General features: G+C 43.4%; 18 protein-coding genes. 17 read left to right on the top strand and 1 reads right to left on the bottom strand.

Going from position 1 to position 20,379, the window contains the following annotated elements:
* The first annotated feature begins 12 nt into the window (after positions 1–12).
* The 13 genes from H0266_RS03410 (at position 13) to H0266_RS03470 (ending at position 13,188) form a co-directional block, all read left to right on the top strand.
* Positions 13–1,167: an exonuclease SbcCD subunit D gene (locus H0266_RS03410; protein ID WP_181470969.1), complete on the top strand. Its 1,155-nt coding sequence runs from the start codon at positions 13–15 to the stop codon at positions 1,165–1,167.
* 1 nt (position 1,168) lies between these two features.
* Positions 1,169–4,285, top strand: a complete 3,117-nt coding sequence (locus H0266_RS03415) for an SbcC/MukB-like Walker B domain-containing protein (protein WP_181470970.1) — start codon at positions 1,169–1,171, stop codon at positions 4,283–4,285.
* Positions 4,286–4,411: 126 nt separating this feature from the next.
* On the top strand, positions 4,412–5,092 hold the full coding sequence (locus H0266_RS03420; RefSeq protein WP_181470971.1) for a uracil-DNA glycosylase: 681 nt from the start codon (positions 4,412–4,414) through the stop codon (positions 5,090–5,092).
* A 63-nt stretch (positions 5,093–5,155) separates the two neighbouring features.
* On the top strand, positions 5,156–5,683 hold the full coding sequence (gene vrrA / locus H0266_RS03425) for a VrrA/YqfQ family protein (RefSeq protein WP_181470972.1): 528 nt from the start codon (positions 5,156–5,158) through the stop codon (positions 5,681–5,683).
* 125 nt (positions 5,684–5,808) lie between these two features.
* Positions 5,809–6,768 (top strand): peptide-methionine (R)-S-oxide reductase MsrB, encoded by a 960-nt coding sequence (msrB, locus tag H0266_RS03430; RefSeq protein WP_181470973.1) that lies wholly within the window; start codon positions 5,809–5,811, stop codon positions 6,766–6,768.
* A 178-nt stretch (positions 6,769–6,946) separates the two neighbouring features.
* On the top strand, positions 6,947–7,534 hold the full coding sequence (locus H0266_RS03435; RefSeq protein ID WP_181470974.1) for a TetR family transcriptional regulator: 588 nt from the start codon (positions 6,947–6,949) through the stop codon (positions 7,532–7,534).
* 31 nt (positions 7,535–7,565) lie between these two features.
* Positions 7,566–8,588: an AbrB family transcriptional regulator gene (locus tag H0266_RS03440; RefSeq protein WP_220127096.1), complete on the top strand. Its 1,023-nt coding sequence runs from the start codon at positions 7,566–7,568 to the stop codon at positions 8,586–8,588.
* Positions 8,589–8,679: 91 nt separating this feature from the next.
* Positions 8,680–9,285 carry an alpha/beta hydrolase gene (locus tag H0266_RS03445; protein WP_181471716.1) on the top strand — a complete coding sequence of 202 codons (606 nt, stop codon included), beginning with the start codon at positions 8,680–8,682 and terminating at the stop codon, positions 9,283–9,285.
* A 66-nt stretch (positions 9,286–9,351) separates the two neighbouring features.
* Positions 9,352–9,555, top strand: a complete 204-nt coding sequence (locus tag H0266_RS03450; RefSeq protein ID WP_181470975.1) for a DUF6501 family protein — start codon at positions 9,352–9,354, stop codon at positions 9,553–9,555.
* A gap of 72 nt (positions 9,556–9,627) precedes the next feature.
* On the top strand, positions 9,628–11,244 hold the full coding sequence (locus H0266_RS03455) for an amidohydrolase (protein WP_246363614.1): 1,617 nt from the start codon (positions 9,628–9,630) through the stop codon (positions 11,242–11,244).
* Positions 11,245–11,327: 83 nt separating this feature from the next.
* Entirely contained in the window at positions 11,328–11,876 is a 549-nt protein-coding gene (locus H0266_RS03460; protein ID WP_181470976.1) for a histidine phosphatase family protein, read from the top strand.
* A 153-nt stretch (positions 11,877–12,029) separates the two neighbouring features.
* Entirely contained in the window at positions 12,030–12,269 is a 240-nt protein-coding gene (locus tag H0266_RS03465; protein WP_181470977.1) for a 4Fe-4S dicluster domain-containing protein, read from the top strand.
* Between the two features lie 178 nt (positions 12,270–12,447).
* Positions 12,448–13,188 (top strand): SDR family oxidoreductase, encoded by a 741-nt coding sequence (locus H0266_RS03470; RefSeq protein ID WP_181470978.1) that lies wholly within the window; start codon positions 12,448–12,450, stop codon positions 13,186–13,188.
* A gap of 64 nt (positions 13,189–13,252) precedes the next feature.
* Here H0266_RS03470 and H0266_RS03475 read toward each other — a convergent pair whose 3' ends face one another.
* Positions 13,253–13,528 (bottom strand): acylphosphatase, encoded by a 276-nt coding sequence (locus tag H0266_RS03475; protein WP_181470979.1) that lies wholly within the window; start codon positions 13,526–13,528, stop codon positions 13,253–13,255.
* A 74-nt stretch (positions 13,529–13,602) separates the two neighbouring features.
* On the opposite strand from H0266_RS03475, the gene H0266_RS03480 reads away from it, so the two are divergent.
* From H0266_RS03480 to H0266_RS03495, 4 genes are all read left to right on the top strand, one after another.
* Complete coding sequence (locus tag H0266_RS03480; protein ID WP_181470980.1) at positions 13,603–14,562, top strand: P1 family peptidase; 960 nt, start codon at positions 13,603–13,605, stop codon at positions 14,560–14,562.
* Positions 14,563–14,762: 200 nt separating this feature from the next.
* The gene (locus H0266_RS03485) at positions 14,763–15,596 is read left to right on the top strand and encodes an alpha/beta hydrolase (RefSeq protein WP_181470981.1); all 834 of its coding nucleotides are present in this window, start codon (positions 14,763–14,765) and stop codon (positions 15,594–15,596) included.
* Between the two features lie 15 nt (positions 15,597–15,611).
* Positions 15,612–16,652 (top strand): C45 family autoproteolytic acyltransferase/hydrolase, encoded by a 1,041-nt coding sequence (locus H0266_RS03490; RefSeq protein ID WP_181470982.1) that lies wholly within the window; start codon positions 15,612–15,614, stop codon positions 16,650–16,652.
* A gap of 78 nt (positions 16,653–16,730) precedes the next feature.
* On the top strand, positions 16,731–20,324 hold the full coding sequence (locus H0266_RS03495; protein WP_181470983.1) for a dynamin family protein: 3,594 nt from the start codon (positions 16,731–16,733) through the stop codon (positions 20,322–20,324).
* The last annotated feature ends 55 nt before the right edge of the window (positions 20,325–20,379 follow it).

Raw genomic sequence — 20,379 nt, forward strand, 5'->3', positions numbered from 1 at the left:
AGGAGAAAGGTTATGAAATTATTACATACAGCAGACTGGCACTTAGGTAAGATTGTTCACAATGTCCATATGACTGAGGATCAGCGCTCTATGCTCGAGCAATTCGTTAACATTGTAGAGGAAGAACAGCCGGATGCCATCATCATTGCAGGTGATTTGTATGACCGTTCCATACCACCTAAGCAGGCGGTCGAGCTTTTAAATGATACCCTAACGACGCTTATCAATGACTTCAATATCCCGGTACTCGCGATATCGGGCAATCATGATAGTCCGGATCGCTTGCAATTCGGGGCGGAATTGTTTAAAAGACAAGGGCTGTTTCTCGATTCCAAATTAAAAAAAGATCGAGAGCCCGTAACGTTGCATGATTCTTATGGACCTGTTCACTTTCATTTGATTCCTTATGTAGAGCCTGCTGAAGTCGCGTACGTATTTGAAGATCCATCCATTAAAAGCCATCAAGAAGCGGCTGTGAAACTGATTGAAGATATACAGGAACGCTTTTCCATGGATGAGCGCCATATCTGGATTGGTCACGCGTTTCTTGCGGGCGGGATGGAATCAGAATCGGAGGAGCGTCTATCCATGATTGGGGGGAGTCCTTACATTGATGCCCACTTATTCAAAGACTTCACCTATGTTGCTTTAGGTCACCTCCACCAACCTCAACGCGTAACGAAAGAAACCATCCGTTATAGTGGATCACTCCTTAAATACTCCTTTTCAGAAGCCAATCATAAGAAATCCGTTACAGCGATCGAAATGGAGGAATCGGGTGTCTCATCCATTGAAAAAGTCGCCTTACAACCAGAGCGAGACTTTGAAATAGTAGAAGGTTACTTTGAAGACCTTCTTCAAGGAGAAGCTACGAATCAACCAACGAACTACTTACATGTTCGCCTTCTTGATGACGGACAACTGATCGATCCGATGGGGAAATTGCGAAAAGTGTATCCGAATATTCTATATCTAGAACGAAAACGGATTCATTCTTCCACAAGGTTGGATCAATTGGAAAAGGTGAAGCAAAGGCAAAAACGTTCTCATGAGGAATTGTTTGCCTCATTTTATGAAGATATCAAAGGGACGGAGATTTCAGAATACCGAAACCAGATCGTTAAGGAAGCCATTCAGACCATAAAAGACAAGGAGAGGGGGAAATAAAATGCGCGCGCTTACTTTGACGATGAATGCTTTCGGCCCTTACCGCGATCGGCAAATGATTGACTTTTCCCTCCTAGGTGAGGAATCCATTTTCTTGATCACCGGTCCTACGGGTGCAGGGAAAACGACGGTTTTTGATGCGATGTGCTTTGCTTTGTATGGACGGGCTAGTGGAAGTGACCGTGATCAAGATTCGATGCGGAGCCATTTCGCTGATGAAAATGATCCAACGTTTGTCGAATTCCATTTTGAATTGCGCGGGAAAGGGTACCGTGTCGTTCGTATGCCGAAGCAGCTTCGTAAAAAAGAGCGAGGGGAAGGGTTTAAAGAAGACCCGGCTCGTACAGAATTGTTTCTCGTTACAGATGAAGAAGAACGTCTCATTGCTTCCAAAATTAAAGAAGTGAATGAATATATTGAAGATATTCTAGGCCTCGATTATGAGCAGTTCCGAAAAATGATCATGATTCCTCAAGGAGAATTCAGACGTTTAATCTCAGAAAATAGTAAAGAGCGTGAGGAAATCTTGCAGCGGATCTTCAAAACGCACTTTTACTCAGAGCTTACGGACCACTTCAAAAAACAAGCTAGTGAACTAGAATCTGGCATTGAGCAGTTCAGGTGGAGGATTGATCAAGAAGTCGCCAAAATTCATTGGGGTATCGAAACAGAGGAATCTCTTGAAAATATGGAACCTGATCGAATCGTTGAACGACTTACCACTCGCTTAAATGATCAACATTCGTTCTTAGATGAACAATACAAAATGATAGAAGAGCAAACCGAAATCGTCGAGAAGAACCAAGAAGCCTATCAAACATCAAAACAGATCGATGCATTGTTTCAAACTCGAGAAGAGTTGGAGGAAACGTCGAAGCAACTAGAAGCCAAAAGAGAAAAAGTAGAAAAGTTGAAAGAAACGGTGGCATGGGCTAAGAAGGCGAACGAAGTGGCCCCTTACGAAAAGCAATGGGTCAGTCGATCGAAAGAACTAGAGCAGCTTGAGAAGGCTCAAGTGGAAAAAGCGTCTAAGAGAAAACAGTTAGAAGAACGTTTTGTACACATTGAAGAGGAATATGAAGAAGAACGAGGGAAAGATACAGTTCGTGAGCAATTGAAGCAGGAGTGGGAAAGAAGATTGAAAGAGAAAGACCATCTCCAAGAGTTTCTTCAATTACAAAGAAAACAAGAAGAGAAGAACCAGGAAATTAACCATAAAGAAAATCACCTGAATCAAGAGTTGGTGAAGCATAAAGAATTGGTTGAAGCGAAAAATGCGCTCAAGTCCATCACAAAAGAACAAAAAGGTTTAACGGAGAAACGGTATGCTTACCTTGCAGAAAGAGATCAAAAAAATACGGAAGTGAAAAATCTTCATCGTCTTCTTGAGGAATGGAAAAAACTAAGCCGTTTACGACAGTCCTATCAAACGTTCATGACTCAGTACAAATCGTTGCAAACCGAAGAAAAACAAGCGCGTAAAGAATACGAACAAGTACTTGATAACATTAGGTCGCATCACGCCTACGGATTAAGCTTGAAGCTTGAGAAAGATGAGCCTTGTCCCGTATGTGGTTCGTCCCACCACCCAAATGTAGCTTCAAAGCCGGAATCCGTCCCCGACGATCAAAGGGTCGAGGAAATGAAGCAGCGGCTTCAAAAAACGTCAGAGCGTTATTCGAGAGCACAAGAACAATTGGTTGAGGTGAAAGCCGAAGGGGAAAGCCAGCGACAATTAATGGATGCCTTGAAGGAAGACGCGGGTTTTGGTGAAGAGAATCTAGATGAAGGAACGATTCGCAAAAAATTAGAAGATACGGAACAAGCGCTCAAAACGTCACAGAAGAATGTCGCCCATGCTGATGCAGAGTGGAAGCGCATTGAAGAAAGCGAGCGGCAGTTAGAGCAATTGGAAAAACAGGAACAAGAACTCAGTCAGCGTATTGAAACCATGAGAACAACCATTGCTAGAGCTAAAGAAGAAAGCGTCCGAAACCAGACTCAAATCGATAGTTTTCAAGAGCAAAAAGGGTTGGATACTTTCGATCAAGCTGAACTCGATAAAGCTATTGTCAAAGCAAAAAACGCCTATGAACAGGCAACGAAGACATGGCAGACCATTTATGAGCGCTATCATGAAACACGCGATCAACTGCAACAAATCAGAGTGTCTGAATCAGAAGGGGAAAAATATAAAAGACAAGTTGAGCAAGCGGTGCAAAAAAGTAAACAAGAATTCGATCATACGTTTGCTCAATCCGGCTTTTCCTCTATGGATCAGTATCATGCAGCACTTTTAGAAAAAGGGGAAGTGGATCGCAAGCAAGGCGAAATCGATGCCTACATGAAAGAACAAGCCATCCTCCAAGATCGTATGCAAGACGTGAAGGCAAGGTTAGAAGGGGTAGTGCGACCGGATCTAGAGGCGCGATTAAAAGAATGGGAAACGAGCAAAGAACAATTGAACATCAAACAACAGCGGCTGAATGAACACCGCCTTGCTTATCAGCAAAATGAAGCGGTCCAAAAACAGCTCAACACACTAATCAGAGAGCAAGGGGATTTAGCGAAGCGATATTATGATATCGCCGAGCTCGCTCAACTTGCACGCGGTGACAACGCTCTTCGATTATCTCTTGAAAGGTACGTGCTTGCGGCATTCCTAGATGAAATCCTTGTTCAGGCGAACTTGCGTTTTGATCAAATGTCCGATCACCGATACCAGTTAATCCGAAGTGACGAAATAGCGAAGCGGGGGGCGCAAAGCGGCTTAGACCTAGAAGTACTTGATCATCATACAGGTCAACAACGCTCGGTCCGGACACTTTCAGGTGGAGAAGGATTCAAAGCCTCGTTAAGTTTGGCTTTAGGTATGGCCGATGTCGTTCAATCCCATGCTGGTGGGGTACAGCTAGATACGCTCTTCATTGATGAAGGGTTTGGTACGCTTGATGACCTTTCCTTGGAACAAGCCATTGACTGTTTACGGGGACTTCAAGATGGTAATCGGATGCTCGGTATTATTTCCCACGTTGCACAATTGAAAGAAGAAATCCCTGCAAAACTGCAAATTGACAGTGGTCCGGAAGGGTCTCGAGTCAGCTTTGTCTTTCAATGATGCGCATTTCTACAAAAATAGCTAAAACATGACGCAACTTGCTTCTGGATTTGTCATCTTCTGCGCTTCCCCGGGAAATAGTTGGTCAATAATCAATCTACCTGCACGATTTGAGGAGGGAGACTTTTGAAACAATTCGAGAATGATTGGTCCTCTGTGATCGAGCCAGAATTCGAAAAAGAGTATTACCATAGATTAAGAGATTACTTGAAACAAGAATATGAGAAAGAAACGGTTTATCCCCCGATGGATGAGATCTTCTCGGCGCTCGATTCAACCTCTTTTAAGGACACGAAAGTGGTCATCATCGGCCAAGACCCTTATCATGGACCTCATCAAGCGCATGGATTCAGTTTCAGTGTTCGCCCTGGTGTGAAAATACCACCATCCTTAAGGAATATCTATAAAGAATTAGAGACCGATTTAGGAATCGTTTCTCCTAATCACGGAAACTTACAGTCTTGGGCGAGTGAAGGTGTATTGCTGCTGAATAATGTGTTAACGGTCAGAGCGCATCAAGCCCATTCCCATAAGGGTATAGGATGGGAGCGGTTTACGGATGCGGTAATCGAATCTTTGAATCAGAGAGAGAGCCCGGTGGTGTTCTTATTATGGGGGAAACACGCACAAGAGAAAGGGAAAGGGATCGATGAAACGAAGCATAAGATTATTGCCACGTCTCATCCAAGTCCCCTTGCTGCCCATCGCGGATTCTTAGGCAGCCGCCCATTTTCAAAGACCAATGATTTTCTCAAAGCGAACGGCGAGCGACCAATCGATTGGTCTTTACCGACAGAAGCTGAATAAAGCCCAAACCAGTTTAGACGAAAAGCATATGCTAAAGTATTCTAAGATTACGGAGGGGTCACTATGTTCCCAATCGGTCAACCACCGTATCCTCCTTCAGGGGCCTTTCCCGGCTTTCAACAAGTTGCGCCTCAAGCGATGCGCTCCTATGCTCCGATGGCGAGTCAAGCCATGCAAGCAGGCGCACGAGGTTTCGGTGTTCCAGGATTTTCACCTTATGGGTTTGCAGGACCCGGATTCTCTCTTCCGGGACTTACGGGTGGAGCGAACGCTGGGACACAAGCGTTAGGTGCAGCAGGTACCGCGGCTAAGACAGGTGGAGTCGGGTGGCTCGGGCATATGCAGACGGCTTTAAAAGCAATGCAAAGTGCGGCGCCAATGGTTCAGCAATATGGTCCACTGATGAAAAATATTCCTGCCATGATCAATATGGTCAAGTTGATGAATATGCCTGATGATGAGGATGAAGGATCTGAGAGTGCTACCTCTAAAGAGTCCTCATATGAATGGGAGTCGTCTACATCATCGAAAGAGAGCTCATCATCGAGATCTTTAAATCAAGGTACATCACAGCCGAAGTTATATATCTAAGGCTGTGCATGTGGCTTGATTTTTTTTCTTGTATCCGAAAGAATAGGGACAAGCGTTAAAAATAAAAATTCATCATAGAGCGGAATGCTCCTTTGTGAGTTTTCTCTTAAGGGAGGAACAATAATATGAACAAACAATTACAACACGCTACTTTTGCAGGTGGATGCTTCTGGTGTATGGTTGAGCCATTCGACGAAAGACCAGGTATAGAATCCATCGTTTCTGGTTATACAGGTGGTCACACAGAAAACCCGACGTATATGGAAGTCATAACCGAGACGACGGGTCACAAAGAAGCTGTACAAATTACTTTTGACCCAGACATCTTCCCCTATGAACGTCTCGTGGAATTGTTCTGGCAGCAAATCGACCCGACAGATGCAGGTGGACAATTCGCCGATCGTGGTGAATCTTATACAACGGCCATTTACTATCATAATGAACAACAGAAGCTCATTGCTGAAGAGAGTAAGAAACGCATGGAAGACTCAGGCTTGTTCAAGAATCCGATTGTGACAGAAATTCTTCCAGCTGAGACGTTTTATCCGGCAGAAGAAAAACATCAGGATTATTATAAGAAAAACAAGTTTCATTATAAGCGCTACAAAAAAGGCTCCGGAAGAGCAGGATTTATTAAAGATCACTGGAGTTACAAGAAGAATCAGGATGAGCTCAAAAAGCAGCTCACGGATATTCAATATAAGGTTACGCAAGAAAATGGAACGGAACGTCCATTCATGAATGAGTATCATGATCATGAAGATGAAGGAATCTATGTTGACATTGTTTCAAAGGAGCCGTTATTCAGCTCGACGGATAAATATGATGCGGGTTGTGGGTGGCCGAGTTTCACAAAGCCGATTGAGAAACAACAAGTAGATGAGGAAATGGACACGACACATGGTATGATTCGAACCGAAGTACGAAGCAGTAAGGCAGACTCTCACTTGGGCCACGTCTTTGATGATGGACCGAAAGATCAAGGTGGTATGCGTTATTGCATTAACTCAGCTGCTCTTGAATTTGTCCCGAAAGAAGAAATGGAAGATAGAGGGTATGGTTATCTTACCTATCTATTCAAATAATGAACGATCTTTTCAGGCGCAGATGAGCGCCTGAATTTTTTTGTTTCAAGAAAGTCGTCCATCACGTTAGGACAGTTAGATCTACTAGTTTTTAACTGAATCGGCTGTCGTGAATCTCTCTATTCCTATGTGCTTCATCGAAAGTGATATACTAAAAGCAGATGAGAGGTGAACGAAAGTGGGAAGAAAAAAAGCATTAACAGAACGAGATATATTTGACGTAACAGAAGAGATTTTGAAAGAGGAGGGGCTGCAAGGTGTTCATTTCAAAAAAGTTGCGGACCGGTTAGACGTTGGACGGAGCACTTTGTATGAATACTTTGAAAACAAAGATGACCTTCTTTTGGCTTACATGAAACGATTGATGGATGATATGAATCAAAAAGTAGAGAATATACCTGCTTCATTACCTGCTAACGAAAAACTCTACAAGCTCTTGCTCATTTTGCTTGAACATACCCAGCTGCATCAAATCGATCGAATGATCAGAGATTTGCAATCGAGTGATAAACATGCTGCTATGTTCTATAAAGAAGAGTTGGATGTGGATTTAATGCGGACCTATAATCTCATGAAGCGATGGATCGAAGCGGCCAAGGAGCAAGGGGCATGGAAACAGTCCATTGATTCAGGGCTCCTCGGCGATATCATTTTCCATTCGATTCTGTTTCCGAACCGTGAGAAGATGGGGGTGGAATCGATGGCACGCCAATTATTTGAAATCATCGAAAATGGTATGACGAATCACGATTCTTCTCCGTCCTAATGAAACGAGATTTATAGAGAGGAGTGAAGTCTTGCTGTCCTATGTATGGTCGTATGGCATTGCATTGCTTTCAGGTTGGGCATTTTCGCTTATTCATATACCGCTTGCCTGGATTCTAGGTCCCGTAACGGGGTTGTTTTTGTACAAGGCCCTGCTGAGAGGCAGAACAAGTCAATCGTATCAGGCAAGGAACGTCGCTTTCTTGTTGCTCGGCGTTCAAATCGGCCTGACCTTCACGGTTGAGACGTTCTCTCTTGTCGGTCCTTACTTTATTCCATACACAGGCTTAAGCATGGTCATGATCATAGTCAGTCTAGGCCTTGCCTATGGCATTGCTAGGCATACTTCAATTGACGAGACGACAAGCCTGATTGGTGCCGCACCTGGAGGATTATCTGCGATGATTGCCGTTAGTGAATCCCTGAAAGCCAATACGGTTCTTGTGACAATCTTTCACACGATTCGTCTACTAGCGGTTTTGTTTATAGTCCCCTTCATCGTCAGCAGATGGTTCTCGGTGCCCGCTCAGACCTACGTGGATGAAGCATCTGTGAATGGACCTGTGTGGACACTGTTCCTATACGTGGTCCTGTTTTGGATTTCATACCGACTAAGAAATGTAGTCCCAGCTGCGCTCGTGATTTTGCCTATGCTCATTATTGGAGGTTTGCAGGCGAATGGCGTCGCAATATTTGAATTACCAGCATTGTTCTTTATCGCCTCGCAAGTCGTGATTGGAGTCCATCTAGGTCACTCGGTGTCGATAAGCGATTTGAAAAAAGCGGGGAAGTTTTGTGGCTATTATTTCTTGCTCGCTGTCATCATCATTTCTGTCGGAATCGTTTCAGGTATGGCTCTCAGTCATTGGACTGGAATGGATCGAGTAACCGCTATGTTAGCTCTTGCACCAGGAGGACTCATAGAAATGGCGATCACGGCTCAAGAGACGGGAGGTCAACCATCTGTCGTCAGTTCCTTGCAGACCATTCGTCTGTTAACGATTGTTTTGTTACTGCCCCTGTTATTCAAATGGGGACTACCGAAACTCCGTTGAGTCGTTTCTTTGACAATATCTCGAATTAAAGATAAAGTGTAAAGTAGAAGGAATGATCATTTGTAAATAAAGGAGGATCAGAATAATGAAACTGAAACATATATTTAAACAAGGGTCATCAGACGATTCGCGTGTGTTGTTACTATTACACGGAACGGGAGGAACGGAGCAAGATTTGCTTCCTCTAGCAGAATTGATTGATCCTGACGCAGCGATTCTATCGGTACGTGGGAATGTGTCGGAAAATGGCATGCCGAGATTCTTCAAGCGACTCAGAGAAGGTGTGTTTGATGAAGAAGATCTCATTGAACGCACCGATGAATTGAACGTTTTTCTTGAAGAAGCAGCAGCTGAGTACGGATTCAATCGGAATCGTGTGGTTGCGGTAGGTTATTCAAACGGTGCGAACATTGCGGGTAGTTTGCTTTTCCATTATAAGAATAGTTTAGAAGCCGCTTTACTGTTCCATCCGATGGTTCCAAGAAGAGGCATCCAGCTACCTGACCAATCAGGTATCCCCGTATTCATCGGAGCGGGGGAGAATGACCCGATTTGTCCAGCCCAAGAAACCGTTGATTTGAAAGAGCTTCTTGAACAATCAGGAGCAAACGTCACGGATCATTGGGAGCAGATGGGTCACCGTCTAACTGAATCGGAAGTTAAAGCCGGTGCTGCATGGTACGCATCAAACGTATAAGTTATCATTGAGACCTTTTCCTCTTTTCTGTATGATAGAAGGACGTAGTTACAAGGAGGAGAAGATATGATTCATAAACAATGGGAAAACAATCCCACAATCAAACAAATCGAATGTGTGCATAACGATGCTAAGAAATTCGTCGTTGATTCTGTGCTGACTAAAGGCAAAGTCTACGATGTGAAAAATGAAAGCGAAGAATTTTATTTCGTCATTGACAATACGGGTCGCATGGGCGGATTCTACAAAGAATATTTCAAAGAATTGTAACAGAGAGGTCTATGGCCTCTCTGTTTTTTTTGGTTTATAGATGGTGCCATTCGGGGAAGGGAAGGAGAGACAATGGTAGAAGGAGTGACTCAGTTGATTATAAATAATGTAAGGTTATATCAGCCGGAATGGCCAGAACAGAAAAAAGGTTTGCGTGCAATCGAAATAGAGGGGGATACAATTACAAAAGTCCATGACAGTCCCTACATAGAAGAAGGTGATATGGTAGACGGGAATGGGCGTGTCTTAGCGCCTTCTTTTAATGATAGCCATATGCATTTGCTGCGTTATGGTCTGTTGAAAAAAGAACTGGACTTCACAGAAGTGACTAGCTGGAAAGAAATGAAGCAGCTGGTTGAGGACCACTACGATAAGTTGCAAGAGTATGATTGGATTTTCGGTAAAGGATTCAATGATGACAAGTTCACCGATATCGATCATTTATTGACGGCAAAAGACCTTAGTGAGATCCAAGTCAATGCATACATTTTTTTCATGCATCAAGACGGCCATGAATGTGTCATCAGTGAACAAGCGATGGAACTGCTGAAGAAAGAGGAAGCCTTCGAGAAGGAACCAGAAGAATTCAAAGAGAAAGACGAGCATGGAAACTGGACAGGGAGATTCAAAGATACAGCTGTCCATTATATCAAACACCACTTTTTTGGGAGGTCCGTAGAAGATGCGAAGTTGGCCATCGAATCCGCCACGCCTCATTTGAGTGAGCACGGGATTACATCACTTCACACAGATGATATCAACTTCATCGGTTCATACCCAAAGTTATGGCAAGCATATACCGAGCTTGAGCAAGAAGGGAAATTGCCTGTTGATGTGCATCTACATCACTATATCTTCAATATAAACGATTTACACGATTACTTAGAGCGAAGCACGAAGCGGACTGGTGATGGGACGGAACAAGTGAAAGTGGGAGCAATTAAGATCTTCCTTGATGGCACCCAACGGTTATTCACGGCAGCGATGAGAAATCCGTATCCAGACGCTCCCTCTACAGAGGGTACGCTGATTTATGAACAAGATCAGTTGAATGAGATGGTAAAAGTAGCCTCAGAAAACGGTATGCAAGTTGCGATGCACGCGATTGGTGATAAAGCAATCGAGCAAGCGATCGAGGCGTTAGAGCAGCAAGAAGCGCATACCACACAGTTGCGTCATCGAATTATCCATGCCCAAACACTTGCTCCCGATTTAATCGATCGGTTAAGAAAGGTAAAGCCATATATCGAAACACAGCCTTCTTTCTTACTTGAAGAGTGGGATAAAAAAGGCAAGTGGACGCCGAAAGAACTTTTACCTTACTGTGATGCTTTTCAAAGCCTGATCAGTGAACATATCCCCGTTACACTCAGTTCCGATTTACCGATCGGATCAATCAATCCATTTGTAACGATGCATGCGGCTGTTAACCGTACCGATTTGACTGGGAAACCAGAAGGTGGTTGGATGCCTCAAGAAAAGATTTCTTTGGAAAGTGCCTACCAAGGATTCACGTTAATTCCGGCTGAACTTGAATACATGGAAGCAAAAAAGGGTAGAATAGAAGCTGGTTATCAAGCTGACTTCGTGTGGTTGGACCAACACCCACTTGAAGTCGAATCGGAAAATCTTCATCAGATCCAAGTATTGGAAACCTGGCATAGAGGAAAACAAGTGTATAAAAAGTGACATTTTTCCCTTGCCTTCCTTGTCAACACTTGTTCCATAAGCGATAATAAGGATAAGATGAAGGAAAGGGGAGGATAGATTGTATGAATAAACTAATTTTAGTGCGCCACAGCGAAACAGAGGGACAGCATGAAGATTCCCCATTAACAAAGCAAGGGGTGAGACAATCACAAGTGCTTGCTCAATTCCTTGATCGGTCCGGTTATGAAGTTACCAAAATCATTTCGAGTCCTTTTTTAAGGGCAATTGAAACGATTAAGCCTTTTGCACATAAAAAAGGATTGAACATCCAAACCGATGATCGGTTGGAAGAGAGGATTCTTAGTCATGAGCCGTTAGATGACTGGGAAGAGGTTCTTCATGACACCTTCCAGGATCATGATCTGAAAATGAATGGTGGCGAATCTAGCAAAGAAGCGAAGCAGCGCGTGCTTTCCCTCATCGAAGAATTAGAAGACCAAGAGTCAGGCAATGTCCTCCTCGTCACGCACGGAAACCTCCTCGCTCTATTGTTACAGAAATATAACCATGAGATCGGATTCTATCATTGGAAGCGTCTGTCTCGTCCAGATGTCTTCGTTGTGCAGAAGTATGCCGGCGAATACACAGTCGAACGTGTTTGGGATCAATAATCTTTTTGTTGTGATACTTTAACAGGGATTGTTGTGGAAGAATTGCGATTTTTTTCTATAATGGTTATGATATATTGTGGTGTTTATCTAAGCCATTTCAGGTGAATATAATAATATAAGCACTTTAAATGATGTAAAAGGAGGAGAAATACAGTGGCATTTGTAATTACATCTCCATGTAAAGATGAGAAAGCGGCAGAATGCATGGACGTATGTCCGGTAGATTGTATTGAAGAAGGAAAAGATATGTTTTATATCGATCCAGCGATTTGCATCGACTGTGGGGCTTGCGAAGCCGTTTGTCCAGTCGAAGCTATCTATATTGAAGATGAGGTTCCAGAAGAGGAAAAGCAATACATCGAAATCAACCGTAAGTTCTTTGAAGAACAATAAACATACCAAAACCGTCTCGTATAATTGCGAGACGGTTTTTTTAATTTTGACTTCCGTATTGCACGGGTGCTTAAGGTGGATTCTAACCTTATGGAATGCTCTTCAGTGGTGATCATATGCTTAGTTTCGCTTCATAACGGGTAGGTATATAAAGAAATCTGAATTTGGAGGGAAATTGATGTCTAAACTAACAAACAAAGCAGCGATCATAACCGGAGCGAGTAGCGGAATCGGTAAAGCCATCGCCCATCACTTGGCGAAAGAGGGGGCGAATGTCGTGTTAGCGGCTCGTCGCTCGGAGCGATTACAAGAACTCGCAGAAGAAATCCAAAAAGAGCACGGGACAGAAGCGAAAGTGGTCGAGACGGATGTGACGAAGAAAGCAGATGTTGAAAATCTAGTGAAACAAACGAAAGAATCTTTCGGAAGTGTGGATGTATTCGTGAACAACGCCGGCGTTATGCTTCTTTCATTTTTGAAAAACGATCATGTTGATGAGTGGGAGCAAATGGTCGATGTAAACATAAAAGGGGTACTATACGGTATTCATGCTGCATTACCTGACATGCTTGAACAAGGTTCGGGGCATATGATTAACGTGTCATCTGTAGCCGGTCATGAAGTCTTCCCATCAAGTACCGTGTACAGTGCGACTAAATATGCAGTCAAAGCGCTATCCATGGGCTTAGAGAAAGAGTTGGCCCGCTCGAATGTGAGAGTGACGAACATTTCACCTGGTGCAGTGGATACAGAGTTAACGGAACACATCACCGATGGAGATGTGTTGGAGATGTTCAAGGATCGCAGTATGCAACCTCTCGAAGCGGAGGATATCGCCTCAGCTGTGACGTATGCAGTAACACAACCATCGAATGTAAACGTAAATGAAATCATTGTACGTCCTCTTCATCAATCATAACCAATAAAAAAGACCGCAGGACATGTCCTGCGGTCTGCTTCATCATAAAGAGCAATAAAAGATTTTAGGATCGAATGCTAAATGATGTATATTCATCACTTTCTTTTGCATCCGATACGTCTAAGTGATTGACTTTAGCGAAGGGTGTCGGACCCGCTTTTAGTTCCTGTTCAAGTTTTTCGAGCTGACCTGGATCTCCTGTCGCTTCCACCTCAACGGTCCCGTCATGCTTGTTCTTCACCCATCCGTTAATATCCAGTTCCGTCGCAAGTTGTTTCACAGCAGCACGAAAGCCCACACCCTGTACGCGTCCATGCGCAATCATATGTTTTTTTACCAAAGAAAGCACCTCCTAACGTCTTACGATATTCTTTCCCCAGTTCAGTCTAATCGAAAACAAAAAGGAGAGATGATATGAACAAGATTAAGGTAACAGATCTGCACGCTTTTCAATTCGGACACCAAACGGATATAGAAGCGGCGACAGGATGTACGGTTATTTTATGCCCTGAAGGCGCAATAGCAGGTGTCGATGTGCGCGGTGGATCACCGGGAACGAGGGAGACGGATTTACTTAAATCCGAGAATTTGGTCGAGAACGTACATAGTGTATTTTTAGCTGGAGGTAGTGCGTTTGGACTCGACGTAGGGAGTGGTGTCATGGAGTATTTGGAGAAGCAAGGCATAGGTTTTGATGTCAGCGTTGCTCGCGTTCCGATTGTACCTGGTGCTATACTATTTGATTTGAACGTGGGAAGCGCTCACATTCGCCCTTCCGCAGAGATGGGGTTTAAGGCGTGTGAAGATGCCTATTCAAACGAGTCGTTTAGGTCGGGGAATGCAGGGGCCGGCACGGGTGCGTCTGTTGGAAAGTTATTCGGCAATGACTATGCTATGAAGAGTGGTGTAGGGCAGTTTGCTATACAGGTCGGTGAATTGCAAGTCGGAGCGGTGATCGCCGTCAATAGCTTTGGTGATGTGTTCGATCCTGAAACGAATACAATGGTCGCCGGTCTGCAACAAGATGGTGTATTTTTAAACACAGAACAACAATTACTCAATCAGATGACGACATCGAAAACGAATCGATTTAGCGGGAATACCACAATCGGTACTATCGTAACCAATGCGAACGTTACGAAACCCCAAGCCAATAAATTAGCTTCAATCGCGCATGACGGCTTTGCCCGTGCGCTTCGCCCTTCCCATACTTTCGTGGATGGCGACACACTTTTTTTCTTAAGTAGCGCCACAGTGGAAGTCGATCTAAATGCACTTTCCGCACTCTCGACCTATGTTGTGGAACGAGCGATTATAGATGCTGTGACATCTGCTGAAGGGAATTATGGGATTGTTTCTACTCGAGATTTATAGAGCATAACCGCACATATTTAAAACTTGTGATGGGAGTGCCGGTTATTGTAATATACTGGATTCCCTTACCCAGGCATCTTGAACAACTATGAAGACAAATTTCATTTTGGTTTTAGCGAAAAGAAGAGAATTACGATGAAAGAAAGACGTGCAAAAACTAGTTATGATCATAAAAAACAGATAACGAAGGAGTCGCTGTCATGGTTCAAGAAAAATGGTTCACCTATAGAGCACGAGACTTTTCGAAATTGCAATATGCTTACTATAAAAAGAATGAGGAGAATACGACAGCCATCATTATGATTCACGGCATCACGGCTGAACTGGAACATCACAGGAAAATGTGCGATGCGCTCAAAATAGATGCCGATGTGTTTTTACCTATATTGAGGGGATATGATCGCTTGAATAAACGGGGGGATTTGAGTCACTTCGGTCAATATGACGAGGACTTATTGGACTTTATCCATAATGTAAGAAAACAAGGGTACGATCGCATTGTTCTTGCAGGCCATTCGATGGGGTGTGCGAATATTTTGCGCTTGATTGAACATCAACCTCAAGCAGCAGATTATTATTTGTTCTTGTCTCCTTTCTTTCATCCTTCCTTGCCTGTTTATCGAGATGAAGCAACGAACCAATTTAAGCCAGAAACAGACGTTGATTATACAGTCTACACCAAAAAAACGTTGTTACTTATGACACTTTATAAGTTTAAAATTCCTTACTTTTCATATAAAACCGTTGCGGAGATCCCTGATGAATTTGATGCGAAAGGTAAATTAGCCTTAAGCTTTCGTTTACTTTCCTCCAGGTTCCTTGAAACGTTACCAGACCGTTTATTTGAAAACCTTCACGGCAAAGTGAAAACATGTGTAGGATCGAACGATGAAGTCGTCGATGCCGAAGAATTAGCGAGATGGTATGACCAAAAGTTTCATGAGTCGGTTGAGATCATACAAAATACGGACCATAATCATATTCTCCATGACGAGGAAATGCACCAATCATTAGCTCAGTGGCTATCATCATAGAAAGTAGGAATCAGCATGAAGCAAGTATTCAGTGAAGTGATTCAGTTTCGAGGCAGCTATTATGATTTTGGCCTTGAGCAAGCGAAACGGCTGCAAGCCTCCCCTCTTCTTCGGAGTCATGAACAAAGGAGGGGGAAATCAAGGCGTAAATATACGGTTGATATTCAAGTGGCGAAGCGTATGCTAGAGCGATATAGTCCGGGTCTTTTAGAGGAACTGAATGGTTTGGCCGACGGTCTTGGATGGTCACTAGAGGATACGGTGCATGAATATAGTGGTTGGCAACAAGAATGGACCCATAGCGGATGTTCCATTTTCACAGCCGAAGATCTATTTGCCCGGAATTATGATTATCACCCTAAAACTTATGAGGGGCGTTTTATCCTGTTCCAGCCGGATAATGGAGTGGCGACCATTGGACCAAGCCAACGGGTGATCGGCCGAACGGATGGGATGAACGCTTTCGGCTTGTGTATAGGCTATAATTTTGTTAACCGGATAAAACCTTTAGATGGGTTTATTTGCTGTACCTTAACACGAATCATATTGGAAAATTGTCGGACGACAGAAGAAGCGGTGGTCTTACTGAAAGAGCTTCCTCATCGCCATTCCTTCAACTATGTCATTTCAGACAGACAGAAGCACTCAGCAATTGTAGAAGGTTCGCCGCGAGGGGTTCAGGTAAGAAGCGGAAATGTTTGTACGAATCACTTTACTGATTTAGAGAATGAGAACCGTAGACATTTGGGTGACTCAGAAGAGCGCTTGCTCGCTATGGAAGGGCGAGTGGATCGAATCGAGAATGCGCGCGATGCTTTTCAATACTTAAATGAATCACGCGGTCCCATCTTCTCTGAACAGTATAGTCGGTGGTCTGGTACCATCCATACGGCTATTTATGACAAGGAGCGGTTACACGTTTTCTTCGGCCTCGGTGGAGACTCGAACCCTGTATTCTTTGATTTCAAAGACTGGCTTGAAGGCAGGCGAACGACAGTGAAACGGATGCTTGGTTCTTTGAATACTTCTGAAAGAATCCCATATATAGATGGCTGAACGGTTTCTTTACTTGAGAAAACCTTTCCACTCACAGTAAAATAAAGTTGGAAACACTTTCACAAAAGGAGACCGCTTATGACTGTCACAATGACAACGACCACAACGACGTTACAGTACCTCTATCACCAATTTGAAAATCTAGATTCGAATACGAGCGAAAAAATCCTAGATTTAATCGAGAAACAAGAACAAGAGCAAACCATGATCGGATTTGCTGGACACTTCTCAGCAGGGAAGTCCACTTTGATCAACACATTACTAGAACGTGATTTGCTACCATCAAGCCCGATACCAACGAGTGCCAATATTGTGCATTTAACAGAAGGGGATCCCTATACGATCACCTATTTTCGTGAAGATGCACCAGTGAAATATTCTGGTGAGATCCCTTTTCATACCGTTAAAGCGTTGTGTAAAGACGGAGAGCAAATCACACGCGTTGATATCAGTCGCCAGGGGACGGGACTTCCGGAGCACGTGACACTATTAGATACCCCAGGAGTAGACTCCACGAATGATGCAGACCGGTTGATTACAGAGTCGTCGTTACATGTAATGGACTACATGTATTACGTGATGGATTATAACCATGTCCAATCAGAAGTGAATCTGCAGTTCCTGCTTGAAATGCAGAAACGTGGTACGCCCTTCTCCATCGTCATCAATCAAATCGATAAACATGATGAAGAAGAACTTCCTTTCAAGTCGTTCCAAACGAGTGTTAAAGAGTCCCTTCACCAATGGGGAATACAGGTAGATCATATCTATTACGTTTCGCTTAGAGATTTTTCCTTGAAGCAAAATGAATATTCGACACTTGAACGTGACTTTAAATCGCTATTCCATGGCAGCCTTGAAAAGAGTGAGGAGCAGATTCTCCGTTCTTTGAAACAGGTAGTAAGTGAATACCAAGCCAGTGAGGATCAAAAGAAGGATAAAGAACGTCATCAGCTAGAAGAGAGATACGAAGAGTTGGCTCTCCACGTACCTGAAGGGGCAGTGGATGGCTATCCTGATATTGAACAACTTCAAAAAGAAGCAGAGGAATCCTTCCATGACCAAGTACGTTCGTTCATCCCCAATGCCTATTTGATGCCTAGTCAACTACGCGAGGAGGCCGAACGATTTTTGGAATCTGTTCAACCCGGTTTTAAAGTCGGCTTTTTATTCAGCAAGCAGAAGACAGAAGACGAACAGGCAGAACGTGAGAAAGTCTTTCACGAACATTTGATGAAAACCGTTGAAAAGAACTTGGTTTGGCCATTACGGGAGCGGATGGTCCGGTTGATTGAAGCGTACGATATCGGAGATCCTTCTCTTCTTCAGCTTGTCCAAAGTGAATCGTTCGAATATGCCCCTTCTAGGTTGCACGACCTTGTCGAGTCAGGAGCTTCTGTTACGGGAGCTTATGTGCTTCGTTATACTGATGAGGTGTCAAAAGATGTGAAACGTGAAATGAAGACCCATATTCATAGTTGGTGGAAAGCGTTCAACGATGCCTTAGAAGAGCAGCATGAGAAGAGGCGTGAAGAGAGTAGAGAAGTGTATGAAGCGGTCGAAGAGCTTCATCATATTCAAAATCAGCTTCAACGTATCGAAGAAAATAAGGCGGACGAATGGGCGAAGATTGACCATTGGTTCGAGAAACCTGAACCATTAGAAGATATGAAAGATCATGTGGAGCATCAATTATTGAAACGGAGAAACCGAATGACAACAGGAACCATTACAGCTCCCAGTGAAAATCGAAAAGAAGACGTACAAGCTGAAACAAATCAAGTGACGTCTGAGAAAAAACCTTCCTCGAAAAACGAAGTGATGGAAACGGTGCATCAGCTTATAGAAGCTGTCGATTCGATAGAGGGGCTTGAGACATTAGTCGAACAACTTCGTTCCAAACAAAGCCGTTTAAGAAATCGTAGATACACCGTTGCATTATTTGGGGCGTTTAGTGCAGGGAAATCTTCTTTCGCCAATGCTTTATTAGGAGATAGACTACTTCCCGCTTCACCTAATCCGACAACGGCGACGATTAATAAAATATCACCACCTGACTCTATGCACCCGCATCAGACGATTCGGGTGAGCGTAAAAAAAGAGAACGAGCTCATCGATGATTTATCAGATCCCTTACAAAAAATCGGCGTAGAAGGGCATCAGCTTTCAGACATTCGTTCTCGTTTGGAGGAGCTGACGGATGACGCATGGATGAAATTATCTCATAAAAACCGTGCCTTCATTCATGCTTTTCTTGAAGGGTACGACCATATGAGTGAACAACTTGGGAAAATAATAACAATCCCTTGGGAACAATTCAGTCAGTATGTAGCAGATGAATCTTTCTCTTGTTTTATCGAATCGATGGAACTTTATTACGACTGCCGGTGGACAAGAGCTGGTGTTACACTTGTTGATACGCCGGGAGCGGATTCTGTAAACGCGAGACACACGGATGTCTCGTTCGAATACATCAAAGACGCAGATGCGATTCTGTTTGTGACGTATTATAATCATCCTTTTTCTAAAGCTGATCAATCGTTCCTTACCCAGTTGGGAAGGGTCAAAGACAGTTTTGCTATGGATAAGATGTTCTTCATACTGAATGCGGCGGACCTGGCTGAATCTGACGAAGAATTACAGCACGTGGAGCGGTATGTGAAAGAGCAGCTGCAAGGTTTTCATATTCGACAACCCAGGTTGTTCTCTTTGTCCAGTAAAGAAGCTTTGCAAGAGAAGCGGTCGGAACTTCCTTCAAGCTTAGATTCTTTCGAAGATTGTTTTGAACAGTTCCTTGAAGAGGAGTTGCAGCAGGTTCTTATCGAATCCATTAAAGAAGATATGGATTCCGTAAGCCAAACTATCCAATCCTTTATTGACTACGCTCGTTTAGATGAACAAGAGCGAGCCAATCGCTTAGAAAGTCTAAAAGAAGAAAAAGAGAGAGCGAATAAACGATTCGAGCCAAAAGATCTTACATCTGACTTAAAACAAATTGAGAACAAGGCGACTAAACAACTCCACTACGTACATGAGCGGATGATGTTGAATGCCAACGATCTATTTAAGCAACACGTCAATCCAGCAACGATCAATGGGAAAGACGCACCTCCTAGAGAACAAGTCCAGTCATCGATCAAACATTTTATAGAGGACATCAACTTTGAGATGAAGCAAGAGCTCAGAGCTGTCAGTCTAAGGATTGAACGGATGCTCGAAAATATGATGGTGAATGAAAAAGACCGAATAGAGAAAGAGTTACGTACAATAGAGAACGCCTTACGGTTACAGATGCCTGAATGGGAACCGCTGGACGTTCCCCGGTTTGAAAGTGTCTGGTCGTTGTCTGATAAAGAAGTGAACAGTCTTTCAAAAGAATTTAAGAACACACGTAGTTTCTTTGAAAAAAATGAGAAAGAGGAATTGAAAGAAGATCTCTTGAAGCGTATTTCACCTGAATTGAAAGCAGCGCTCCATAAGGAACAACAAACGATCCAGACCTATTATCAAAACCACTGGGAAAGTCAATACGAAACCCACAGGGTAGAATGGCAACATCAAATTGATGCCATCTTCGAGAGGCTAAGGTATAGTTTGAACCACACGGTCGATGTACAAGAATTGACTCAAAAACAGGAACATGTGGATAGCATCATTTCGCGTTCTAATTAATCCCCCATGTGCATAACCTATAGTAGAAGCCCTGTTACCGAAGAAACCTTCCTCC

It is taken from the genome of Halobacillus locisalis, assembly GCF_013694105.1.
In the GTDB taxonomy this organism is placed as follows: domain Bacteria; phylum Bacillota; class Bacilli; order Bacillales; family Halobacillaceae; genus Halobacillus; species Halobacillus locisalis.